21 protein-coding genes are annotated in these 18,115 nt (G+C 59.8%); 15 read left to right on the forward strand and 6 right to left on the reverse strand.

Annotation, left to right across the window (positions count from 1 at the left end):
- Positions 1 to 21 precede the first annotated feature (21 nt).
- The 14 genes from bchY to SWE17_RS11695 all read left to right on the forward strand — a co-directional run bounded on the left by bchY (position 22) and on the right by SWE17_RS11695 (position 12,046).
- A complete protein-coding gene (gene bchY, locus SWE17_RS11630; protein WP_322993264.1) occupies positions 22 to 1,575 on the forward strand; it encodes a chlorophyllide a reductase subunit Y in 1,554 nt (517 codons plus the stop codon).
- On the forward strand, positions 1,572 to 3,098 hold the full coding sequence (bchZ, locus tag SWE17_RS11635) for a chlorophyllide a reductase subunit Z (protein ID WP_322993265.1): 1,527 nt from the start codon (positions 1,572 to 1,574) through the stop codon (positions 3,096 to 3,098). The genes bchY and bchZ overlap by 4 nt, the downstream gene beginning before the upstream one ends.
- A 143-nt stretch (positions 3,099 to 3,241) precedes the next feature.
- Positions 3,242 to 3,385 (forward strand): light-harvesting antenna LH1, beta subunit, encoded by a 144-nt coding sequence (gene pufB, locus SWE17_RS11640; protein ID WP_019425952.1) that lies wholly within the window; start codon positions 3,242 to 3,244, stop codon positions 3,383 to 3,385.
- Positions 3,386 to 3,429: 44 nt separating this feature from the next.
- Positions 3,430 to 3,654: a hypothetical protein gene (locus SWE17_RS11645; protein ID WP_100120009.1), complete on the forward strand. Its 225-nt coding sequence runs from the start codon at positions 3,430 to 3,432 to the stop codon at positions 3,652 to 3,654.
- A gap of 10 nt (positions 3,655 to 3,664) precedes the next feature.
- Positions 3,665 to 3,874: a light-harvesting antenna LH1, alpha subunit gene (gene pufA / locus SWE17_RS11650; protein WP_053168888.1), complete on the forward strand. Its 210-nt coding sequence runs from the start codon at positions 3,665 to 3,667 to the stop codon at positions 3,872 to 3,874.
- An 83-nt stretch (positions 3,875 to 3,957) separates the two neighbouring features.
- Entirely contained in the window at positions 3,958 to 4,794 is an 837-nt protein-coding gene (pufL, locus tag SWE17_RS11655) for a photosynthetic reaction center subunit L (RefSeq protein ID WP_322993266.1), read from the forward strand.
- 49 nt (positions 4,795 to 4,843) lie between these two features.
- Positions 4,844 to 5,821, forward strand: a complete 978-nt coding sequence (pufM, locus tag SWE17_RS11660) for a photosynthetic reaction center subunit M (RefSeq protein WP_322993267.1) — start codon at positions 4,844 to 4,846, stop codon at positions 5,819 to 5,821.
- The gene (pufC, locus tag SWE17_RS11665; RefSeq protein ID WP_322993268.1) at positions 5,818 to 6,879 is read left to right on the forward strand and encodes a photosynthetic reaction center cytochrome PufC; all 1,062 of its coding nucleotides are present in this window, start codon (positions 5,818 to 5,820) and stop codon (positions 6,877 to 6,879) included. Before pufM ends, pufC begins: the two co-directional genes overlap by 4 nt.
- Positions 6,880 to 6,908: 29 nt before the next feature.
- Positions 6,909 to 7,748, forward strand: coding sequence for a hypothetical protein (locus tag SWE17_RS11670; RefSeq protein WP_322993269.1), 840 nt, complete (start codon positions 6,909 to 6,911; stop codon positions 7,746 to 7,748).
- Positions 7,741 to 9,273 (forward strand): 1-hydroxycarotenoid 3,4-desaturase CrtD, encoded by a 1,533-nt coding sequence (gene crtD, locus SWE17_RS11675; protein WP_322993270.1) that lies wholly within the window; start codon positions 7,741 to 7,743, stop codon positions 9,271 to 9,273. The genes SWE17_RS11670 and crtD overlap by 8 nt, the downstream gene beginning before the upstream one ends.
- Complete coding sequence (locus tag SWE17_RS11680; RefSeq protein ID WP_322993271.1) at positions 9,270 to 10,133, forward strand: carotenoid 1,2-hydratase; 864 nt, start codon at positions 9,270 to 9,272, stop codon at positions 10,131 to 10,133. The genes crtD and SWE17_RS11680 overlap by 4 nt, the downstream gene beginning before the upstream one ends.
- Before the next feature lie 104 nt (positions 10,134 to 10,237).
- The gene (gene pufB / locus SWE17_RS11685) at positions 10,238 to 10,390 is read left to right on the forward strand and encodes a light-harvesting antenna LH1, beta subunit (protein WP_019429105.1); all 153 of its coding nucleotides are present in this window, start codon (positions 10,238 to 10,240) and stop codon (positions 10,388 to 10,390) included.
- Between the two features lie 12 nt (positions 10,391 to 10,402).
- A complete protein-coding gene (locus SWE17_RS11690) occupies positions 10,403 to 10,597 on the forward strand; it encodes a light-harvesting protein (protein WP_100120016.1) in 195 nt (64 codons plus the stop codon).
- A gap of 51 nt (positions 10,598 to 10,648) precedes the next feature.
- Positions 10,649 to 12,046: a PucC family protein gene (locus SWE17_RS11695; protein ID WP_322993272.1), complete on the forward strand. Its 1,398-nt coding sequence runs from the start codon at positions 10,649 to 10,651 to the stop codon at positions 12,044 to 12,046.
- A 217-nt stretch (positions 12,047 to 12,263) separates the two neighbouring features.
- Here the strand turns inward: SWE17_RS11695 and SWE17_RS11700 are convergent, their stop codons facing one another.
- Positions 12,264 to 12,911: a LysE/ArgO family amino acid transporter gene (locus SWE17_RS11700; RefSeq protein WP_322993273.1), complete on the reverse strand. Its 648-nt coding sequence runs from the start codon at positions 12,909 to 12,911 to the stop codon at positions 12,264 to 12,266.
- On the opposite strand from SWE17_RS11700, the gene SWE17_RS11705 reads away from it, so the two are divergent.
- Positions 12,910 to 13,134 (forward strand): hypothetical protein, encoded by a 225-nt coding sequence (locus tag SWE17_RS11705; protein WP_322993274.1) that lies wholly within the window; start codon positions 12,910 to 12,912, stop codon positions 13,132 to 13,134. The two genes, SWE17_RS11700 and SWE17_RS11705, sit on opposite strands and share 2 nt — an antisense overlap.
- Here the strand turns inward: SWE17_RS11705 and SWE17_RS11710 are convergent.
- Genes SWE17_RS11710 through acsF form a run of 5 tightly spaced genes read right to left on the reverse strand, consistent with a single transcriptional unit; the run spans position 13,107 to position 18,092 of the window.
- A complete protein-coding gene (locus tag SWE17_RS11710; protein WP_322993275.1) occupies positions 13,107 to 13,550 on the reverse strand; it encodes a BLUF domain-containing protein in 444 nt (147 codons plus the stop codon). The genes SWE17_RS11705 and SWE17_RS11710 overlap by 28 nt on opposite strands.
- Positions 13,551 to 13,560: 10 nt before the next feature.
- Complete coding sequence (locus SWE17_RS11715) at positions 13,561 to 14,652, reverse strand: phytoene/squalene synthase family protein (protein WP_322993276.1); 1,092 nt, start codon at positions 14,650 to 14,652, stop codon at positions 13,561 to 13,563.
- Positions 14,639 to 16,222: a phytoene desaturase gene (locus SWE17_RS11720; RefSeq protein WP_322993277.1), complete on the reverse strand. Its 1,584-nt coding sequence runs from the start codon at positions 16,220 to 16,222 to the stop codon at positions 14,639 to 14,641. Before SWE17_RS11720 ends, SWE17_RS11715 begins: the two co-directional genes overlap by 14 nt.
- A gap of 8 nt (positions 16,223 to 16,230) precedes the next feature.
- Positions 16,231 to 17,016, reverse strand: a complete 786-nt coding sequence (puhE, locus tag SWE17_RS11725) for a putative photosynthetic complex assembly protein PuhE (protein ID WP_322993278.1) — start codon at positions 17,014 to 17,016, stop codon at positions 16,231 to 16,233.
- On the reverse strand, positions 17,010 to 18,092 hold the full coding sequence (acsF, locus tag SWE17_RS11730) for a magnesium-protoporphyrin IX monomethyl ester (oxidative) cyclase (protein ID WP_322993279.1): 1,083 nt from the start codon (positions 18,090 to 18,092) through the stop codon (positions 17,010 to 17,012). The genes puhE and acsF overlap by 7 nt, the downstream gene beginning before the upstream one ends.
- Between the last annotated feature and the right edge of the window lie 23 nt (positions 18,093 to 18,115).

An 18,115-nucleotide genomic window follows, 5' to 3' on the forward strand; every position in this document is an offset into this window, starting at 1 on the left:
ACCCATCCACAGGACACGGCCATGACACGCACCATCCCGATTCACCCCAGCACCGAAGCCCCTAACCCCGCAGGCCTGCAGGGTGACGGCATGGGCTGCCACGCCGGCACCGAAGCCATGGTGGCCGCAGCCAAAGAGGCCGGCAAGTCTGAGGTGCTCGACCAATACGCCCGCGATTACCCGCGCCAGCCCGATGCCGGTCCACACGACCAGCCGCAAAGCATGTGCCCGGCCTTTGGTTCGCTGCGCGTGGGTTTGCGCATGAAGCGTACCGCCACCATCCTCTCGGGTTCGGCCTGCTGCGTTTATGGTCTGACCTTCACTTCCCATTTCTACGGCGCGCGCCGCAGTGTGGGCTATGTGCCCTTCAACTCCGAGTCGCTGGTCACCGGCAAGTTGTTTGAAGACATCCGCGAAGCGGTGCACGCCGAAGCCGATCCGAGCAAAGTCGACACCGTCATCATCATCAACCTGTGCGTGCCCACCGCCAGCGGTGTGCCGCTGCAGTTGCTGCCCAAAGAAATCAATGGCGTGCGTGTCATTGGCATCGACGTGCCCGGTTTTGGCGTACCGACGCATGCCGAAGCCAAAGACGTGTTGGCCGGGGCGATGCTGAAATACGCCCGTGAAGAAATCATCAGCGGCCCAGTGGCTGCGCCCCGAGCAGGTCGGGGTGACAAGCCCACAGTGGCGCTGCTCGGCGAAATGTTCCCGGCTGATCCGGTCATCATCGGTCAGATGCTGGCCCCCATGGGCTTGGCCGCTGGCCCAGTGGTGCCCACCCGCGAATGGCGTGAGCTGTACGCAGCGCTTGACTGCTCGGTGGCTGCTGCCATCCACCCGTTTTACACCGCCAGCGTGCGCGAATTCAAAGCCGCTGGCCGCCCTGTTGTGGGCTCTGCCCCGGTGGGTCTGGAAGGCACACAAGACTGGTTGCAAAACATTGGACAGGCCGCTGGCATTGCGCAGGCGCAGATCGATGTGGCGCGCAACCAGTCTCTCACGCAAATGCGTGGCCTCTTGATGCAAAAGCCCATCTCAGGCCGCATCACCTTGAGTGGCTACGAAGGGTCCGAATTGCTGGTGGGCCGACTTCTCGTTGAGTGCGGGGCCGATTTGCGTTACGTCGGCTCTGCCTGTCCCGCCACAGAGTGGAACGCACAAGACATCGCCTGGCTGCAAGCCAAGGGCGTGCAGGTGCAAATGCGTGCCTCGCTCGAGCAAGACCTGAACGCCATGTACGAATACCGGCCACAGCTGGCCATTGGCACCACCCCGGTGGTGCAGATCGCCAAGCAAAACAGCGTGCCGTCCCTGTACTTCACCAACCTGATTTCGGCCAGGCCCCTGATGGGTGTGGCCGGCGCGGGCTCGCTGGTGCAAGTGGTGCAAGCGGCCATGGGCAACCAGGCCCGCTTTGACGCCATGAAAGATTTCTTTGGCGATGTGGGCGCAGGCCATGCGGCAGGCGTCTGGGAATCGGTGCCCAAAGACCGGCCTGAGTTCAAAGCCGAAACCCGCCGCCAAATCGAAAAGATTTTGAAAAAGCGCAAAGCCGAGGAGATGGGTTCATGAACCAGATCAATCCTCCACCCAGCACCGTGGCCAAGCCCAAGTCGCCACTCATCCTCGACCACGATCGCGCAGGCGGTTACTGGGGCGCGGTGTATGTGTTCACCGCCATCAAGGGTTTGCAGGTCGTGATCGACGGCCCCGTGGGCTGCGAAAACCTGCCGGTGACTTCGGTGCTGCATTACACCGATGCGTTGCCTCCGCACGAATTGCCGATTGTGGTGACAGGCTTGGCCGAAGAGCAGCTGGGCCGCGAAGGCACAGAAGGTGCGATGAAGCGCGCCCATGCCACGTTGGATCCCGAACTGCCGGCTGTGGTGGTGACCGGATCGATCGCCGAAATGATCGGTGGCGGCGTGACGCCCGAAGGTACCAACATCGCGCGTTTTTTGCCACGCACCATCGACGAAGACCAGTGGCAATGTGCCAACCGCGCCATGTACTGGCTCTGGAGCGAGTACGGCCTGCGCAAAGTGCCTGCACGCAAGCCTTTTGAAGAACGCCCTGTGGGCGAAAAGCCCCGCGTCAACATCATTGGCCCCTGCTACGGCACCTTCAACAGCGCCAGTGACCTCGCCGAAATCCGCCGTCTGGTGCAAGGCATCGGCGCCGAAGTCAACATGGTCTTCCCTCTGGGCAGCCACTTGGCCGATGTGTCGCGATTGGTCGAAGCCGATGTGAACATTTGCATGTACCGTGAATTTGGCCGCATGCTCTGCGAGGCGCTGGAGCGCCCCTATTTGCAAGCGCCCATTGGCCTGCACAGCACCACCAACTTCTTGCGCAAGTTGGGCGAACTGCTGCACCTGGACCCAGAGCCCTTCATCGAGCGAGAAAAACACACCACGCTCAAGCCCATGTGGGACCTGTGGCGCTCAGTAACGCAAGACTTTTTTGCCACCGCCAGCTTTGCCGTGGTGGCAGGTGAGACCTATTCACGCGGTTTGAAAAACTTCCTCGAGCACGAGATGGGCTTGCCCTGTCGCTTCAGTGTGTCACGCACTGCTGGCAACAAGACCGACAACGCCGCCGTGCGTGAGATGGTCAAAACGCAAACACCGCTGATCATGTTCGGCAGCTACAACGAGCGCATGTACCTGAGCGAGATCTCAGGCGGCAGCCCCATGCGTGCAGCTTTCATTCCCGCATCCTTTCCGGGCGCCATCATCCGCCGCCACACCGGTACACCCTTCATGGGGTACAGCGGTGCGACCTACGTGATCCAAGAGGTGTGCAACGCGCTGTTTGATGCGTTGTTCCATATCTTGCCTCTGGGCACCGAGATGGACAAAGTCGAAGCCACGCAAGCGCGTGGCGTTGTGGCCCCCAACGCCAGCTGGCAGGACGAAGCACAACAACGTCTGCGCGATGTCGTGCAAAGCCAACCTGTGCTGGTGCAAATTTCTGCAGCGAAACGCTTGCGCGATCAGGCTGAACAGCTGTCGCATGCCCAGGGTCAAAACGAGGTGACTGAAGCCCATGTGAACGCGGCCAGCCGCGAGTTGGGCTTGGGGGTGGCGGCATGAATGCACCCACCCTCTTCAATACAAAAGCTGGTGCTGCCTTGTGCGGCGCCGCTTCTCTGATGTCGTGGCCTTTGGCTGCGGATGCCCATCTGCGCGGGCTGTGCGCAACCCGGGTCGCAAGGCCTCTTTAAAAGGAGCAAAACATGTCCACCAAGACATCAATTTCCGGACTCACCGATGAGGAAGCCCAGGAGTTCCATCACTACTGGATGCAGGGCACCGTAGGCTTTACAGCAGTCGCTGTACTGGCCCACATCCTGGTCTGGGCGTGGCGTCCCTGGTTCTGATTCAGAGCCTGTTTTTTCATCCATAGATTGACGGAGTCACTGTCATGCAAAACACAACCCACCTCAACGAGGACCATTCGCGTGCGGATGAGTCCCCTGCGTTCTGGTCCATTTTCCTCATCGGATTCGGATGTCTGTTCGTGGTCGTCGTACTGGCCAAACTGGTCGGCGTTCACTGGCGGGATCTGCTGCCTGGTGCAGAAGATGCCAAGAGCATGAGTCAGGGTGTCAAAGCTGCTGTGTACACCTTCATGTCCCACATCATTTAGGAGATTCACCATGTGGAGAATTTGGCGACTTTACGACCCTTTGCGTGCCATGGTGCTGCAGGGTATTTTCTTGTTTGGCCTGGCCGCGATGATTCACCTCATCTTGCTCAGCACCAACAAATTCAACTGGCTCGACGGCGCGAAAAAACCCGTAGCAGCATCGGCGCAAAACTCGCCGCTGCCGACTGCGGTGGCTTCGCTTGCGGCCCCCAAGTCCTGATCCAGGACTTGCCGTTCAGATGCCGTCATTGAACCCGTGTCAATGCGGCATCTGTTTATCCACTGAAGCAGGAGGACCCAACCATGGCCATGCTGAGTTTTGAGAAAAAGTACCGTGTCCGCGGAGGTACCCTGCTGGGTGGTGATTTGTTTGACTTCTGGGTCGGACCGTTTTACGTCGGTTTCTTCGGCGTCACAACCCTGTTCTTTTCGTTCCTGGGGACTGCCCTCATCTTGTGGGGTGCCTCACAAGGTCCTACCTGGAACATTTGGCAGATCAGCATCGCACCGCCTGATTTGTCCTACGGTTTGCGCTTTGCGCCCTTGATGGAAGGCGGCCTGTGGCAGCTCATCACGGTGTGCGCGATTGGCGCCTTTGGCTCGTGGATGATGCGTGAGGTGGAAATCTGCCGCAAGCTGGGCATGGGCTTTCATGTACCTGTGGCCTATGGTGTGGCCATCTCGGCTTATGTCACTTTGGTGGTCATCCGTCCGGTGCTCATGGGCGCTTGGGGCCACGGCTTCCCGTACGGCATCTACAGCCACCTGGACTGGGTCTCTAACGTGGGCTACCAGTACCTGCACTTTCACTACAACCCGGCACACATGATCGCCGTGAGTTTCTTCTTCGCCAGTGTGTTTGCCTTGTCGCTGCACGGTGGCCTGATTTTGTCCTCCACCAACCCTGCACCGGGCACCGTGGTCAAGACACCCGAACACGAAGACACGTTCTTCCGCGACATCATTGGTTATTCGATCGGCACCTTGGGCATCCACCGCCTGGGATTGTTCATGGCACTGGCTGCTGTGTTGTTCAGCGCCCTGTGCATTGTGCTCAGTGGTCCCTTCTGGAGCCGCGGTTGGCCCGAGTGGTGGAGCTGGTGGCTGAACATGCCCATCTGGTCCCAGTGGCCCGTTTGAGTCGGACTGAACACACAGCCCGAATCCAAAGAATTGAGGAGTACAGCACATGGCCGACTATCAAAACCTGTTCACCACGGTACAAGCCGTGGGTCCAGTGCACCAAGGGGTGCCACTGGGACATGGCAACAGCCCACGCACCGGGCGACCCCTGATCAACTACTGGGTGGGTAAGGTGGGCAATGCCCAGCTGGGACCCATCTACTTGGGCGGTCTCGGTTTGGCTTCGTTGATCTTTGGGTTGATCGCCTTCACCCTGATTGGCATGAACATGCTGGCTTCGGTCAACTACGACCCGATCCAGTTTGTTCGCCAGCTGTTCTGGCTGTCGCTGGAGCCGCCGCCACCGAGCTATGGCCTGAGCTTGCCCCCACTCAATCAGGGCGGCTGGTTCCTCATCGTCGGACTGTTCCTCACCGCATCGGTTTTGTTCTGGTGGGCGCGCACTTACCGCCGTGCGGTGGAGCTGGGCATGGGCACGCACATCGCTTGGGCGTTTGCCGCTGCCATCTGGTTGTTCTTGGTGTTGGGCCTGTTCCGCCCCATCTTGATGGGTTCATGGGGTGAAGCTGTGCCCTACGGCATCTTCTCCCACCTCGACTGGACGGCGGCTTTCTCGCTGCGCTATGGCAACCTGTTCTACAACCCCTTCCATGCGCTGTCCATCGTGTTCCTCTATGGATCGGCCCTGTTGTTTGCCATGCACGGTGCGACCATTTTGGCGGTCACACGCTTTGGTGGCGAACGCGAGATCGAGCAGATCACCGACCGGGGCACGGCCTCTGAACGTGCCGCTTTGTTCTGGCGCTGGACCATGGGCTTCAACGCCACCATGGAATCGATTCACCGCTGGGCTTGGTGGTTTGCGGTGTTGTGCCCCATCACGGGTGGTATCGGCATCTTGTTGACGGGCACCGTGGTGGACAACTGGTACCTCTGGGCCATCAAGCATGGCGTGGCGCCACCGTACCCTGAAATTTTCCCCGCGATGGTGGACCCCGCATTGAGCACTGGAGGCAAGCCATGAACATGAATACCTTGTACACATCCCGCTGGGCAGCCCGCTTGGCCAAAGGCCTGGGCCTGGCATTGGCCGGTCTGGTGCTCGCTGGCTGCGAGCGCCCTGTCCCTGAGACGGTGCAAAGCGGTTACCGTGGCACCGGCATGGCGCAGATCTACAACGCCCGCCTGCTCGAAGTCAAAACCGAAAAAAATCAACCACCTGTGGCCATTCCTTCGGGTGGGTCGGATGGCCCCAAAGCCTCACAGGTTTACAAAAACGTCAAGGTTTTGGGCGATTTGAGCGTCGGTGACTTCAACCGCCTGATGGTCTCCATGTCCAGTTGGGTCGCCCCCAACGAGGGCTGCGCGTATTGCCATGCGTTGCCCAATTTCGAAGACGACAGCAAATACACCAAGGTGGTGGCGCGTCGCATGGTCGAGATGACCCAGCACATCAACGCCGATTGGCAGCCCCACGTCGCCAAAACCGGAGTGACCTGCTACACCTGCCACAGGGGTGAGCCCGTGCCCAATGCCATCTGGTTCAAGGCCGATCCACAGCCTTATGGTTCCAACTTCATGGGTGACAAAACAGGTCAAAACACCCCTTCACCGGTGGTCAATTTGTCCTCGCTGCCCAACGATCCCTTCACCCCTTTCTTGCTGGGTGACCAGCAGATTCGTGTGAATGGCCCCACCGCATTGCCGTCGGGTAACCGCACGTCGATCAAGCAGGCCGAATGGACCTATGGGCTGATGACGCACATGTCGACCTCCTTGGGCGTCAATTGCACGTATTGCCACAACACCCAATCCTTCCAAAACTGGGAAAACAGCCCACCCCAGCGGACGACGGCTTGGCACGGTATACGCATGGCCCGTGACCTGAACCTGACCTACATGGAGCCTTTGACCGAAGTCTTTCCGGCGCACCGCAAGGGCCCGCTGGGTGATGTGGCCAAGCTCAACTGCGCCACTTGCCACCAAGGCGCCTACAAGCCACTCAATGGCGCACAAATGGCCAAAGACTTTCCCGAGTTGCTGAAACCTGCTTTGGCCGCTGCCAAAGTGGCGTCCAAGTAGATTCACTGACGCTTGACCGGACACCTGTCATGGAAGCCATCACATCACTTCATGACCCGCGGTCCGGCGTGGTGGTGGTTTTGCTGGCCGACTTTTTGCGGCAACACCAAGGTTGGGGCTGGCTGCGCTTGGTCGCAGGGGCCAACCCCTACAAAGAGGTGCCGGGTCTGACCATGGTCAAGGTCATGGGCAGTGGCCATGCGGGCGGTTTCAGTCTGCGCCCCAGCGCCACCCACCAGGGCCTGATCTGCACATTCAGCCACCTCGACTTGGCTTTGAAATTTTTGGACAGTCCGGTTGTGCAGGCTTACCGCAGTCGTGCCCGTGAATGCTGGACCGGCGTGATGGCGGTTCAATCGGCTCGCGGACAATGGGACAAACAGGCTTGGCAAACCAGCACGCCGCAAGCGTTGGGTGAGTCGGGTCATGCTGCTGTGTTGTCCGCTCCGACCAACTCGGCCCCTTTTGCGGTGCTGACCCGCGCGAGCATCGTCCCCACCAAGGCCATGGCGTTTTGGCGTTATGCCCCCGCCGCTCAAGCCGATTTGGACCAATCCCCAGGCTGTCTCTTGGCCATGGGTTTGGGGGAGGCTCCATTGGTGCGCCAATGCACCTTCAGTCTGTGGCAAGACACAGCGTCGATGCTCCATTACGCCCATCAAGGCGCTCACCAAGTGGCCAGTGCGGCGGCTTACAAGCACCAGTTTTTTTCGGAGTCCCTGTTCGTTCGCATGCAGGTGCTGCAAATGGCAGGTGTGTGGAAAGGGCAGCCTTACCGTTATCCCAATACCACCGAGGCCAGGGCCTCAGAAGGTGTTGACCGGTTCTCTGAAGCCGATGCGTTCACGCCAGAGCCCAGCCATGTCTGAGCACAAGGTCGTCATCGTGGGTGCGGGCATGGGCGGCTTGAGCAGTGCCTTGTTGTTGGCGCATCAAGGCCTGGATGTCACTGTCGTGGAAACTTCGGACGCACCCGGAGGCAAAGTGCACAGCCGTGAGATCCATGGTGCCCACATCGACAGCGGCCCCACGGTGTTCACCATGCGCTGGGTATTCGACGACATGTTTCGCAAGGTAGGCACCAGTCTCGAAGCCGAGATGCGCATCTCACCCCTGCCAGTGTTGGCGCGTCATTTTTGGCCCGATGGCAGCCAACTCGACTTGTCGGCCAACGCCCAAGAAAGCGAAGCCGCCATCGCCGCATGGTCTGGCGGCGACGAGGCGCGGCGCTTCCGTGATTTTTGCAAAACCACTCGCCAACTTTATGCCACGCTGGAAGGCCCCATGATCCGCGCCCAGCGCCCCAGCATGGGCGGCTTCATGGGCGATTTAGGACTCAAGGGTTTGGGCGTTTTGGCTCAACTGGGTCCCATGCGCAATCTGTGGCAACAACTGGGCCACCAATTCACCGATCCGCGCTTGCGCCAGTTGTTTGCGCGGTACGCCACTTACTGCGGTTCATCGCCATGGCAGTCTCCCGCCACCCTCATGTTGATCGCACAGGTCGAGATGGACGGGGTCTGGTCCGTCGAAGGGGGCATGGTCGGGATGGCCCAAGCATTGGCAAGGGTTGCACGCCGTCATGGCGCGGTGTTCCGCTACCAAAGCACTTGTCAGCGCATCGAAAAGCGCCAGGGCCGCGTGTGTGGTGTGCATTTGAAGTCGGGCGAGTTCTTGCCCGCTGATCGCGTGATCTTCAATGGCGATGCAGGGGCATTGCGCCAAGGTTTGTTGGGTGAAGAGATCCGCCAAGCAGTGCCCCCAACCGCGCCGCCGCGCTCCTTGTCGGCATTGACTTGGTCTATCCACACCCGCGTTACTGGTGTGGCGCTGGATCGGCACAACGTTTTTTTTCAGAGCACTTATGCCAGCGAGTTCGAGGACATCTTCGAGCGCCAGCGACTGCCGCAGCAGCCCACTGTTTACGTCTGTGCCCAAGACCGGCCGGCTCCGCTGCCCCAGGGCGCCGATGAGCGTATTTTTTGTTTGGTCAACGCCCCTGCCTGCGGAGATGGCAACGCGATCACCGAGGAGGCTTTAGAACAATGCCAAACGCAAACTTTTCAGCACCTGCGCCAACTGGGTCTGCACCTGCAGCCCACGGCAGCCAACAGCCTGCGCACGACGCCCCAGGATTTCCATCGACGTTTTCCAGCCAGCGGGGGAGCCCTGTACGGGCAGGCGACGCACGGATGGACCAGCATCTTCAGCAGACCTGGCTCCGCCACACCCCTGCAGGGCCTGTATCTGGCGGGGGGCAGCGTGCATCCGGGGCCGGGCGTGCCGATGGCGGCCTTGTCCGGGCAACGAGCGGCCGAGGCCGTGATGGCGAGCCTCGCTTCGACCAGCACGTTCCCGATGGGGGCTACCTATGGTGGTATGTCGACGCCATGAGTGACGACGGCCAACACGGGATCACCCTCATTGCCTTTGTCGGCAGTGTGTTTTCGCCCTACTACGCTTGGGCTCGCAAGAGCGGCCCGACCAACCCTGACAACCATTGTGCTTTGAATGTGGCGATTTACAGCAAAGGCCAAGGCCGTTGGGCCATGACCGAACGCGGTCAGCGCCATTGCCACCGCAGCGAGCGCCAATTCAAGATTGGCCCCAGCCAAATGAGCTGGGATGGCGATTGCTTGACGATTGACATCGATGAAGTCTGTGTCCCCATCCCTCGCCGTGTGCGAGGCCGTATCAAGCTGTGGCCGCAGCAATTGTTTGGCTATTCCACGCCCTTGGATGCCGCTGGCCACCACCGTTGGGGGCCCTTGGCCCCAGCCTCTCGCATCGAGGTGGATCTGAGTGCGCCCGACTTGAAATGGCAAGGCCACGCTTACCTCGATTCGAACGAAGGCGACGAACCTGTGGATCGGGGTTTTCACACTTGGGACTGGTCACGCGCCCGCATGCGCGATGGCAGCACCTTGGTTTTTTACGACATGCAAGCCCCGGGCACGAGCGACCGTGCGCTTTCGCTGCGATTCACCCCCAAGGGCACGGTGGAGCCAGTGACGCTGCCGCCAGTGCAGCGCCTGCCCAAGACCGGCTGGCGCATTGAGCGCCGCATGCGCAGCACACAAGCCGTGCGTGTGCATGAACAACTCGAAGACACGCCTTTTTACCAGCGTGCTTTGCTGCAATTTGATCACGCAGGCGAGCCTTTGCTCGCCTTCCATGAAACCCTGTCGGTGCCGCGTTTGGTGTCACCGGTGGTTCAAGCCATGCTGCCCTGGCGCATGCCGAGGCGGGCTTGAGATGAACAACCTTGAACGTCATGTCAAGGCAACCCCATTCCTGGCCATGGTGGCCAAGAATAGCCCTCGTGCGGGCCGTGCACGTCTTCTGCAAGGAGAAAACTATGTCTAACTCAGACAAAGTCTGGCCAACGGGACTGACCGAGGCCGAATCGGAAGAGATTCACCGCAATCTCATCCAGGGTACGCAGATCTTCGGCATGATTGCCGCTTTTGCTCACCTGCTGGCCTACATCTACTCACCCTGGCTCAAGTAAAGGAGAACCATCATGATCTACTCGAAAATGTGGTGCGTGGTGAAACCTTCGGTGGGTATTCCAGTGTTCATTGCGGCTGTGGCGATCTCGTCGTTCAGCGTGCATTTGGCCCTGACAACCAACACCACCTGGGTGAAAAGCTTCTTGAACGGTGGTACCAAAGTGGTCGCTGCGGCGCCTGCTGCGGATTCTGCGGTGAAGAAGTAAAGGGTGAAAGCCCGAACGGCCAAGCGCGAAAGCGCTTGGTCTTTCTGATTTATGAACAAAACCAAATCTCGTTCTTCTTGGGCGAACTCGCTGGCCAGTTTGGGGCCGCGTTTCATGCCCTTCGCCGACGCCGCCAGCGATGATTTGCCTTTGTCGCGTTTGCTGCGTTTGTCCTTGTTTCAAATTTCTGTTGGCATGGCCATGGTCATGCTGGTGGGCACCCTCAACCGCGTGATGATTGTGGAGCTGAAAGTTCCCGCCACGCTGGTGTCCTTCATGGTGGCTTTGCCGCTGCTCATTGCGCCGCTGCGGGCGCTCATCGGTTTTCGCTCGGACAACCACCGCTCTCAACTGGGCTGGCGGCGTGTGCCCTACATCTGGATGGGCAGCTTGCTGCAATTCGGCGGTTTTTCCATCATGCCTTTTGCGCTGCTGGTGCTCAGTGGTGCGGGTCAGTCCAGCCAGGCCCCCGCTTGGGTAGGGCTGGTCGGTGCTGCGGGTGCCTTCGTGTTGGTGGGCATAGGCATGCACACGGTGCAAACCGCTGGCCTGGCCTTGGCAACCGACTTGGCGCCGCCCGAGAGCCAACCCAAGGTGGTGGGCCTCATGTATGTGATGCAACTGGTTGGCATGATCGGCAGCGCCCTGATGCTGGGCCACTTGCTGCGCGACTACAGCCCAGGCCAACTGATCCGCGTGGTGCAAGCCGTGGCCGTGATGACGCTGGTGCTCAACGTGGTCGCCCTGTGGAAGCAAGAGCCTCGCAGCCGCATGCGCAAACCCGGCACACCCATCGAGCACAGTTTTGGGCAAGCTTGGCAGTTGTTTTGCGAAGGCCCCAATACCGTGCGCCGTTTGTTGGCCGTGGGTTTGGGCACCATGGCCTTCACCATGGAAGACGTATTGCTTGAGCCCTATGGTGGCGAAATTCTCAACCTCAGTGTGTCCACCACCACCATGCTCACGGCCACGCTGGCTTTGGGGGGTCTGATCGGATTTGCTTGGGCCTCGCGTGTGCTCAGCCGGGGCCAAGATGCTTACCGCATGGCCAGTTGGGGCGCATGGGTGGGTGTGCCTGCATTCGTCTGTGTGATCGCCTCAGCCCCCATGGATTCACCGGTTTTGTTTGCCTTGGGTATTTTCCTGATCGGTTTGGGCGGCGGCCTGTTTGCCCACGGCACCCTGACGGCCACCATGCAGATGGCCCCGCCAGAGCAGGTGGGTTTGGCCATGGGCGCTTGGGGGGCGGTGCAGGCCACGGCGGCGGGTGTGGGCATGGCCGCAGGCGGCTTGGTGCGCGATGGCGTGGCCCTGGGCAGTAGCTCCGTTCTCGGTTATTCAGCGGTTTATGGGCTTGAGATTGTCTTGCTGGCACTGACCCTGTGGGCCATGGCGCCCATGATGCGGCCAGCCCAGACCTCTGTACGGGCAACGCCCAAATCTGCATAATCTGCCTTCAGATTGACTCTACCTTCACCTCAACTCAAGGAAAAACCATGGAAATCAAGCACATTCTCATCATCATGTTCGTGGTTTTTTGCCTGTTCATGCTGGCCAACTGGTTCAACCGTCCCAAAAACCCACGCAAGTGATGCTGGACGATTTCCATTTAAAAAACCGCCCTTGAGGCGGTTTTTTTGTGGGCTTCGTCCAGCTTCTTGGCCTGTCAGGGCGAGCTCAGAACATGGTGAAGCAGCAAAGCCGACAGCACCCACATGGTGACCCCGATCAGGGCGTCCAGCACCTGCCAGGCACGGGGACGGGCAAACCAGGGCGCTAACCAACGTGCCCCAAAGCCCAAGGCGCTGAACCACAGCAAACTGGCCGAGCTGGCCCCGGCCGCAAACCAGCCCTGCATGGACGATGGCTGTTGCGCCCCGATGCTGCCCACCAGCAGCACGGTATCCAGATACACATGCGGATTGAGCAAAGTGAATGCCGCCGCTTGGGCCAGCGCCGCGCCAAGGCCAAGTCCCTGACCGGTGCTTGTCACATCCAGCGCGCTGGTTTGGCGAGCCCGCTGAATGGCACGCCAGCCATACACCGCCAAAAACGCAGCCCCGCCCAAGGCCAAAGCCCGCGCCAGCACGGGCCGCTCGCCCAAGGCTTGGGCCATGCCGAATACACCTGCCGTGATCAGCAATGCATCGGCGACCGCACAAAAAGCCACCACGCTGCCTACATGCTCTCGGCGCAGACCTTGGCGCAAAACAAAAGCGTTTTGCGCGCCAATGGCCACGATCAGGCCCAGACTCAAGAACAGTCCCTGGACAAAGACGGGCCAGACCCCCAAAAGTATGTCATTCCAATTCATGGCATCAATTATGGGCTGGGGCCTGCATCCATTGACCCTGATAGCGCCTCATCTGCAAAGCGGCGCCTTGCTGGAAGTGGTGCCGGACACCCCCTTGGCTGTGCCTTTGTATTGGCAGGAAACCCGCGCTGCATCCGCCGTGATGGAGGGCCTGAGTCGCGCTGTGCTGAAAGCGGCTCAAAACAGCTTGATCACTCAAACCACAGGCATCCGTATCGGTTGACCGGCTTCCAGCAAATCCATCACTTGCTGCATCACCTGGGGGCCGGAGGCGGAATAAGGGTCAAAGTCGGGGTGTTGCAGCCTGACCATGGGGTCGTCCACCGACAAATGCACGAGTGCCATGGACCAATGGCCAAAACGGCGTTCATGAATTTCTTCGTAGTGCAGGATTTCGACATCTTTGTGCCGGTTGTCCACGCAAATGCGCCGGTACAACGCATTGACGCGGCTGCGCTCGCCCTCGATGACTTGGAAGAAAAAACCCTGGCCTTGGCACAGCACACCCGTGATGGCTTGTGCCGGGTTGTGCGCATGGGCCTGAGCCAGGATGGAGGTGGTCATCGTGGTGGTTTGTGGTCCGACCGCGCGGCTCACATACAACAAGCGAACCAAGGTGCTGTGGCTGGGCACTCTCATCGTGTTGGGCTCATGGTGTCTGCTGCAAGGCGTTGCGGTCGAGGCGTTCATTTTCACGGCGCTCAAACAAATCCAGCATCCAAGCCACGCGCTCTGGCATGGCCCGGTTGGGGAAATAAGCCTTGTTGCCCGTTTGTTGGGTGGCGTCTCGGCAGCCTTGCACCAGGCCCACAATGGCCGCCAGGGGTTCGGGGCTGGTGGGGGCCACGCGAATCCAATGCACCTGGGTCCAGGCGCTGGCCAGCAGCATGAGCTTGCGGGTGGTGCTGACCACGGTGCGCTTGTTCACCGAGTTCAGACCTTCGCGGCGCAGTTGGTGGCCAATTTCGGAATAAATCATGCTGGCGGCGCAGATGGCGGCGCGGCAATCCGGGGGCAAGGCGGCGATGCCCGAGTGGGCTTGTTTGTACAGGCGATCGGCTTCGTCCAACAAGCGCTCAATCACTTGTGCAATAGCCGGGGTGAAGGTGGGCTGGGCCATCCACGCATCCGGATTGACGCCAGCCTCGATCAGCCAGCGACGCGGCAAGTAAAGACGGCCTATCCTGGCGTCGTGACCCACATCGCGGGCAATGTTGGTCAGCTGCATGGCCACGCCCAGCTCACAGGCACGGGCCAGGGTGTCCATGCTCTGCGGTCCCATGATCCAACTCATCATCGCCCCCACACTGCCGGCCACGCGGGCACCATAGGCGTGCAAGTCTTCGATGCTGTCGTAAGTGCGGCCTCCGGCGTCCCATGCAAAGCCTTCGATGAGTGCATCCAGCAAATGGCGGGGCAGTTTGTACTGTTGCACGACCAGGCTCAGGGCATGGTCTTCGACATGGTCGTTCGGGGCTCCGGCGTAAATCGCGTCCAAGCGTTCTTGCAGCACATCCAGCGGGGTATCACCAGCGGCCGCTTCGTCCACCAAATCGTCGGCCACACGGCAAAACGCATAGAGGGCGATGGCGGCGATGCGCACGCGTGGGGGCAGCAAGCGGCTGGCGGCGAAAAAGGTTTTGGAGCCGCCTTGCATCATGGCCACACAGGCCTGCAGGTCGGTCGAATCGAAGTTCAATTCAGGGTTGGCCACGGGGGCCGCGCGATCAGACGTTGACATGGGGAACCACCGTTTCCAAAGCTTTGGCCGACATGAGGACACCCGGTACACCCGCACCCGGGTGGGTGCTGGCACCCACCACAAAGAGGCCCGGTACATCTTCGCTGCGGTTATGGGGGCGAAACCACGCGCTTTGCAGCAGCAATGGCTCCAGGCCAAAGCCTGCGCCTTTGTAAGACCATAAGTTGTCGTGAAAATCCTGTGGCGTGCTGACCTTGCTGGTCACGATGTTGGCTTGCAGGCCCGGCAACACGCTGGCCTCTAGGCTTTCGGCAATGGCTGCGCGGTAGGTCTCGGCAAAAGCGTGCCAGTCGGTGCCGCTGTCCAGGTGCGGCACGGGCGAGAGCACATAAAAGGTGTCGCAACCCTCTGGCGCCATGGACGGGTCTGTGGCGGTAGGGCGGTGCAAATACAGGCTGAAGTCTTCAGCCAATTTGTGTTTTTTGAAGATGTCTTGCAACAGGCCTTTGTAGCGTGGTCCCAGCACCATCATGTGGTGCGGCACATCGGGGTATTGTTTGGAGGTACCGAAGTACCAGACAAACAAACCCATGGAGTACTTGCCGTTGGCAATCTTGCGGTCGGTCCACACGCGACGGTGTTCGGGGGCCACCAGGTTTTTGTAGGTCCAGGCGGTGTCGCCGTTGCTGACCACGATGTCGGCGGGCACGAACTCGCCATTTTGCAGTTCAACACCACACGCACGGCCGTTTTCAATGCGAATTTGTGTGACGGGCGCGTTGCAGCGCAGCGGCACACCGCGTTCTTCCAGCAGGCTGACCAAGCCTTTCACAATCGCCCCGGTGCCGCCCATGGCCGAGTGCACACCCCAGGTGCGTTCCAGCGAATTGATGAGCGCATAGGCGCAGGTCACGGCAAAGGGGTTGCCACCGATCAACAGCGGGTGAAAGCTCATCACGATGCGCAGCTTGTCGTTGCGGATGTGTTTGGCCACCAAGCTGTACAGGCTGCGCCAGGCGCCCATGCGCAAGAAGTCGGGGATGGCGGCCATCAGATCGCTGACCTTGTCAAAAGCCATGTCGCCCATGCCCTCAAAACCCAGAGTCTTGCAGCGCTCGGCTTCTTCCAAAAAACGTTCGTAGCCGGGCAGGTCGGCAGGTTCAAAGCGGGCGACTTCGGCGCGCATGTGCTCAGCGTCACCGTTGTAGTCAAACCAGGTGCCGTCTGCAAAAAGCACCCGGTAAAACGGGTCCATGGCCACCAGCTTCACGTCGTCTGCAAATTTTTTACCACACAGCGCCCACAATTCCTCGAGCAAAAATGGCGCGGTGATGATGGTCGGACCCGCGTCGAATTTGAAGCCGTCTTGGTGGCGCACATAGGCACGGCCGCCGGGGGCATCCAGCTTTTCAAAGACCTTGACCTCGTAGCCTTTGACACTCAGACGGATGGCTGCGGCCAGTCCACCAAAACCACTGCCAATGACCACAGCCACGGGTCGCTGGCGCGCCTTGAATGCTGCGGTCTTCTCAGGTCCTTGAGGCGAAACCGGGATGCCAAAAACCTCGGAACGGAAAGCATGGGCGGTGGGTTTGGTGAGGGTGTTCATGGCGGCCTTCAGGGGGTTGTGGTCAAAGCCGTTTTGCGGGTGTGGCCCATGGCCCAACCCCACAAGCGCTCCAGTGGCCAAGGGAAAATCATGATGAAGTGTTCAACGATGGCCAGCCCCAGCAGCGTGGCCAACATGACCCAGCCAGTGGTGATGGCCACCGCGCCTTGTTGCGCCAGCCAAACCAGCCAGAACCAAGTGCCCATGGCCACGCCCATGGACAGCACGAACCACAGCGACATGCCACGTGTGGTTCGGAAATAACTGGCCAGGTACTTCAGATGTTCGGGCAGGTATTGCGCGCCGTTTTGCGGCACACCAAAATACAAATTCAGCTTGGCCGACAGGCGCATGCACCACAGCATCGCAAAAGTGCAAATGGCCACATGGCTGACTTGGCCCTCTTGCATCCACCACAACACGGCAAAATTGGCCAGCAGGGCCAGCTCGTGGTAGAGCATGACTTGCACCGATTGCACAAAACGCGGCCAACCGGTGGCGCCCGCATCCAGCGGGGTTTTGCGGGGGCCGGTGATCCAGCCGGTCAAAAAGGCCAGCTCGTGCCAGCCCCACATCAGGATCACGCTGCCAAAGGCGAGGTAGGCGTTGAACACGCTGACCTCTTGCATGCTGTGGGCCACGCCCCAAAAACTCAAAGCCAAAAGCACCGTCCAGCCAGCCAAGCTGAAACGGAAGCTGCGCGCAGGCAGCCGGTCGAGCCACAAAATCACCCCCGTACCGAGCCACCAGCACAGGGCCGTGAAAACGCAAGCCCAGACCACTTCATTCACCATGCCGGTTCCATGCGCACTTGGGGCGACAGATCTTGTTGAATCACGGGCATGAAGAACAGGCGGGCAAAGGTGGCTGCGGCTTTGACGGCGCACACGCCTTGCTGCAGTTTGCCGACTACGCCACCGCGGGTCTTGGCTTTGGCCATGGCTTGCGACAAGGCAAACAGCCGCTCTAAGCCACGGCGGAAGTCAGGGTTATCAGTGTCCAGGGCCAGCGGGAAGACCTGCTTGGTGATCTCGGTGGTGATGCGGAACACCTGGTAGTCATATTCGCTGGAATCGAGACCCATGGCTTCATGCAGCATGGGGCGCGTGTGGTCGCGCACGTACATGGTGGCGTACACGGCCAGCAAGAAAAAGCGAATCCAGAGCTTGTTGCCGCCGCTGAGCAACTTGGGGTTGGCGCGCATGATCAGCGCAAACGATTCGCCATGGCGAAACTCGTCGTTGCACCACAGCTCGAACCAGCGAAAGATGGGGTGAAAGCGTTTTTCGGGGTGCTTTTCGAGCTGGCGGAAGATGGTGATGTAGCGGGCGTAGCCGATTTTTTCGGACAGATAGGTCGCGTAGTAAATGTATTTGGGCTTGAAGAAGGTGTATTTCTTGGTGCGCTTCAAATTGCCCAGGTCGATGCCCAGATTGAAGTCGCGCAGCGACAAGTTGATGAAGCCCGCATGGCGCGATTCGTCTCGCGCCAAGTAGGTCATGAGCTGCTTGATGTCGGGGTTGGTGACGTTCTTGCGGATTTCGTTGTAAAGCACACAACCGGAAAACTCCGAGGTGAGGGAGCTGACCAAAAAGTCCATGAACTCTTGGCGCATCTCGGGCGAGAGGCTGGCCATGCCCGAGGCCACTTCACTTGCAAACGCCTCGTCGCGCTGAAAGTGGTCGTGGTTGTTGTCGCCTTCGTACTCGGCCATCATCTTGTCCCACTCGGCGCGCACGGGCTCGATGTTAATGCGGTCCATGGCATTGAAGTCGGTGGTGTAGAAACGCGGGCTGATCATGTCGTCGTGCACTGCCTTTTTGTTGGCGTCTTCAGCGGTTTCGATGGTGTGGACAGCGGTGGCGTTCATGGCGTTCTCCGGTACAGAAAATT

Source organism: Limnohabitans sp. (assembly GCF_034680285.1).
Taxonomy (GTDB): domain Bacteria; phylum Pseudomonadota; class Gammaproteobacteria; order Burkholderiales; family Burkholderiaceae_C; genus Limnohabitans_A.

What these genes read in the sequence shown, in the direction of transcription:
- bchY (WP_322993264.1), top strand. Translation starts at nt 22, where the DNA reads ATGACACGCACCATCCCGATTCACCCCAGCACCGAAGCCCCTAACCCC.
- bchZ (WP_322993265.1), top strand. Translation starts at nt 1,572, where the DNA reads ATGAACCAGATCAATCCTCCACCCAGCACCGTGGCCAAGCCCAAGTCG.
- pufB (WP_019425952.1), top strand. Translation starts at nt 3,242, where the DNA reads ATGTCCACCAAGACATCAATTTCCGGACTCACCGATGAGGAAGCCCAG.
- SWE17_RS11645 (WP_100120009.1), top strand. Translation starts at nt 3,430, where the DNA reads ATGCAAAACACAACCCACCTCAACGAGGACCATTCGCGTGCGGATGAG.
- pufA (WP_053168888.1), top strand. Translation starts at nt 3,665, where the DNA reads ATGTGGAGAATTTGGCGACTTTACGACCCTTTGCGTGCCATGGTGCTG.
- pufL (WP_322993266.1), top strand. Translation starts at nt 3,958, where the DNA reads ATGGCCATGCTGAGTTTTGAGAAAAAGTACCGTGTCCGCGGAGGTACC.
- pufM (WP_322993267.1), top strand. Translation starts at nt 4,844, where the DNA reads ATGGCCGACTATCAAAACCTGTTCACCACGGTACAAGCCGTGGGTCCA.
- pufC (WP_322993268.1), top strand. Translation starts at nt 5,818, where the DNA reads ATGAACATGAATACCTTGTACACATCCCGCTGGGCAGCCCGCTTGGCC.
- SWE17_RS11670 (WP_322993269.1), top strand. Translation starts at nt 6,909, where the DNA reads ATGGAAGCCATCACATCACTTCATGACCCGCGGTCCGGCGTGGTGGTG.
- crtD (WP_322993270.1), top strand. Translation starts at nt 7,741, where the DNA reads ATGTCTGAGCACAAGGTCGTCATCGTGGGTGCGGGCATGGGCGGCTTG.
- SWE17_RS11680 (WP_322993271.1), top strand. Translation starts at nt 9,270, where the DNA reads ATGAGTGACGACGGCCAACACGGGATCACCCTCATTGCCTTTGTCGGC.
- pufB (WP_019429105.1), top strand. Translation starts at nt 10,238, where the DNA reads ATGTCTAACTCAGACAAAGTCTGGCCAACGGGACTGACCGAGGCCGAA.
- SWE17_RS11690 (WP_100120016.1), top strand. Translation starts at nt 10,403, where the DNA reads ATGATCTACTCGAAAATGTGGTGCGTGGTGAAACCTTCGGTGGGTATT.
- SWE17_RS11695 (WP_322993272.1), top strand. Translation starts at nt 10,649, where the DNA reads ATGAACAAAACCAAATCTCGTTCTTCTTGGGCGAACTCGCTGGCCAGT.
- SWE17_RS11705 (WP_322993274.1), top strand. Translation starts at nt 12,910, where the DNA reads ATGGCATCAATTATGGGCTGGGGCCTGCATCCATTGACCCTGATAGCG.
- SWE17_RS11700 (WP_322993273.1), bottom strand. Translation starts at nt 12,911, where the DNA reads ATGAATTGGAATGACATACTTTTGGGGGTCTGGCCCGTCTTTGTCCAG.
- SWE17_RS11710 (WP_322993275.1), bottom strand. Translation starts at nt 13,550, where the DNA reads ATGAGAGTGCCCAGCCACAGCACCTTGGTTCGCTTGTTGTATGTGAGC.
- SWE17_RS11715 (WP_322993276.1), bottom strand. Translation starts at nt 14,652, where the DNA reads ATGTCAACGTCTGATCGCGCGGCCCCCGTGGCCAACCCTGAATTGAAC.
- SWE17_RS11720 (WP_322993277.1), bottom strand. Translation starts at nt 16,222, where the DNA reads ATGAACACCCTCACCAAACCCACCGCCCATGCTTTCCGTTCCGAGGTT.
- puhE (WP_322993278.1), bottom strand. Translation starts at nt 17,016, where the DNA reads ATGGTGAATGAAGTGGTCTGGGCTTGCGTTTTCACGGCCCTGTGCTGG.
- acsF (WP_322993279.1), bottom strand. Translation starts at nt 18,092, where the DNA reads ATGAACGCCACCGCTGTCCACACCATCGAAACCGCTGAAGACGCCAAC.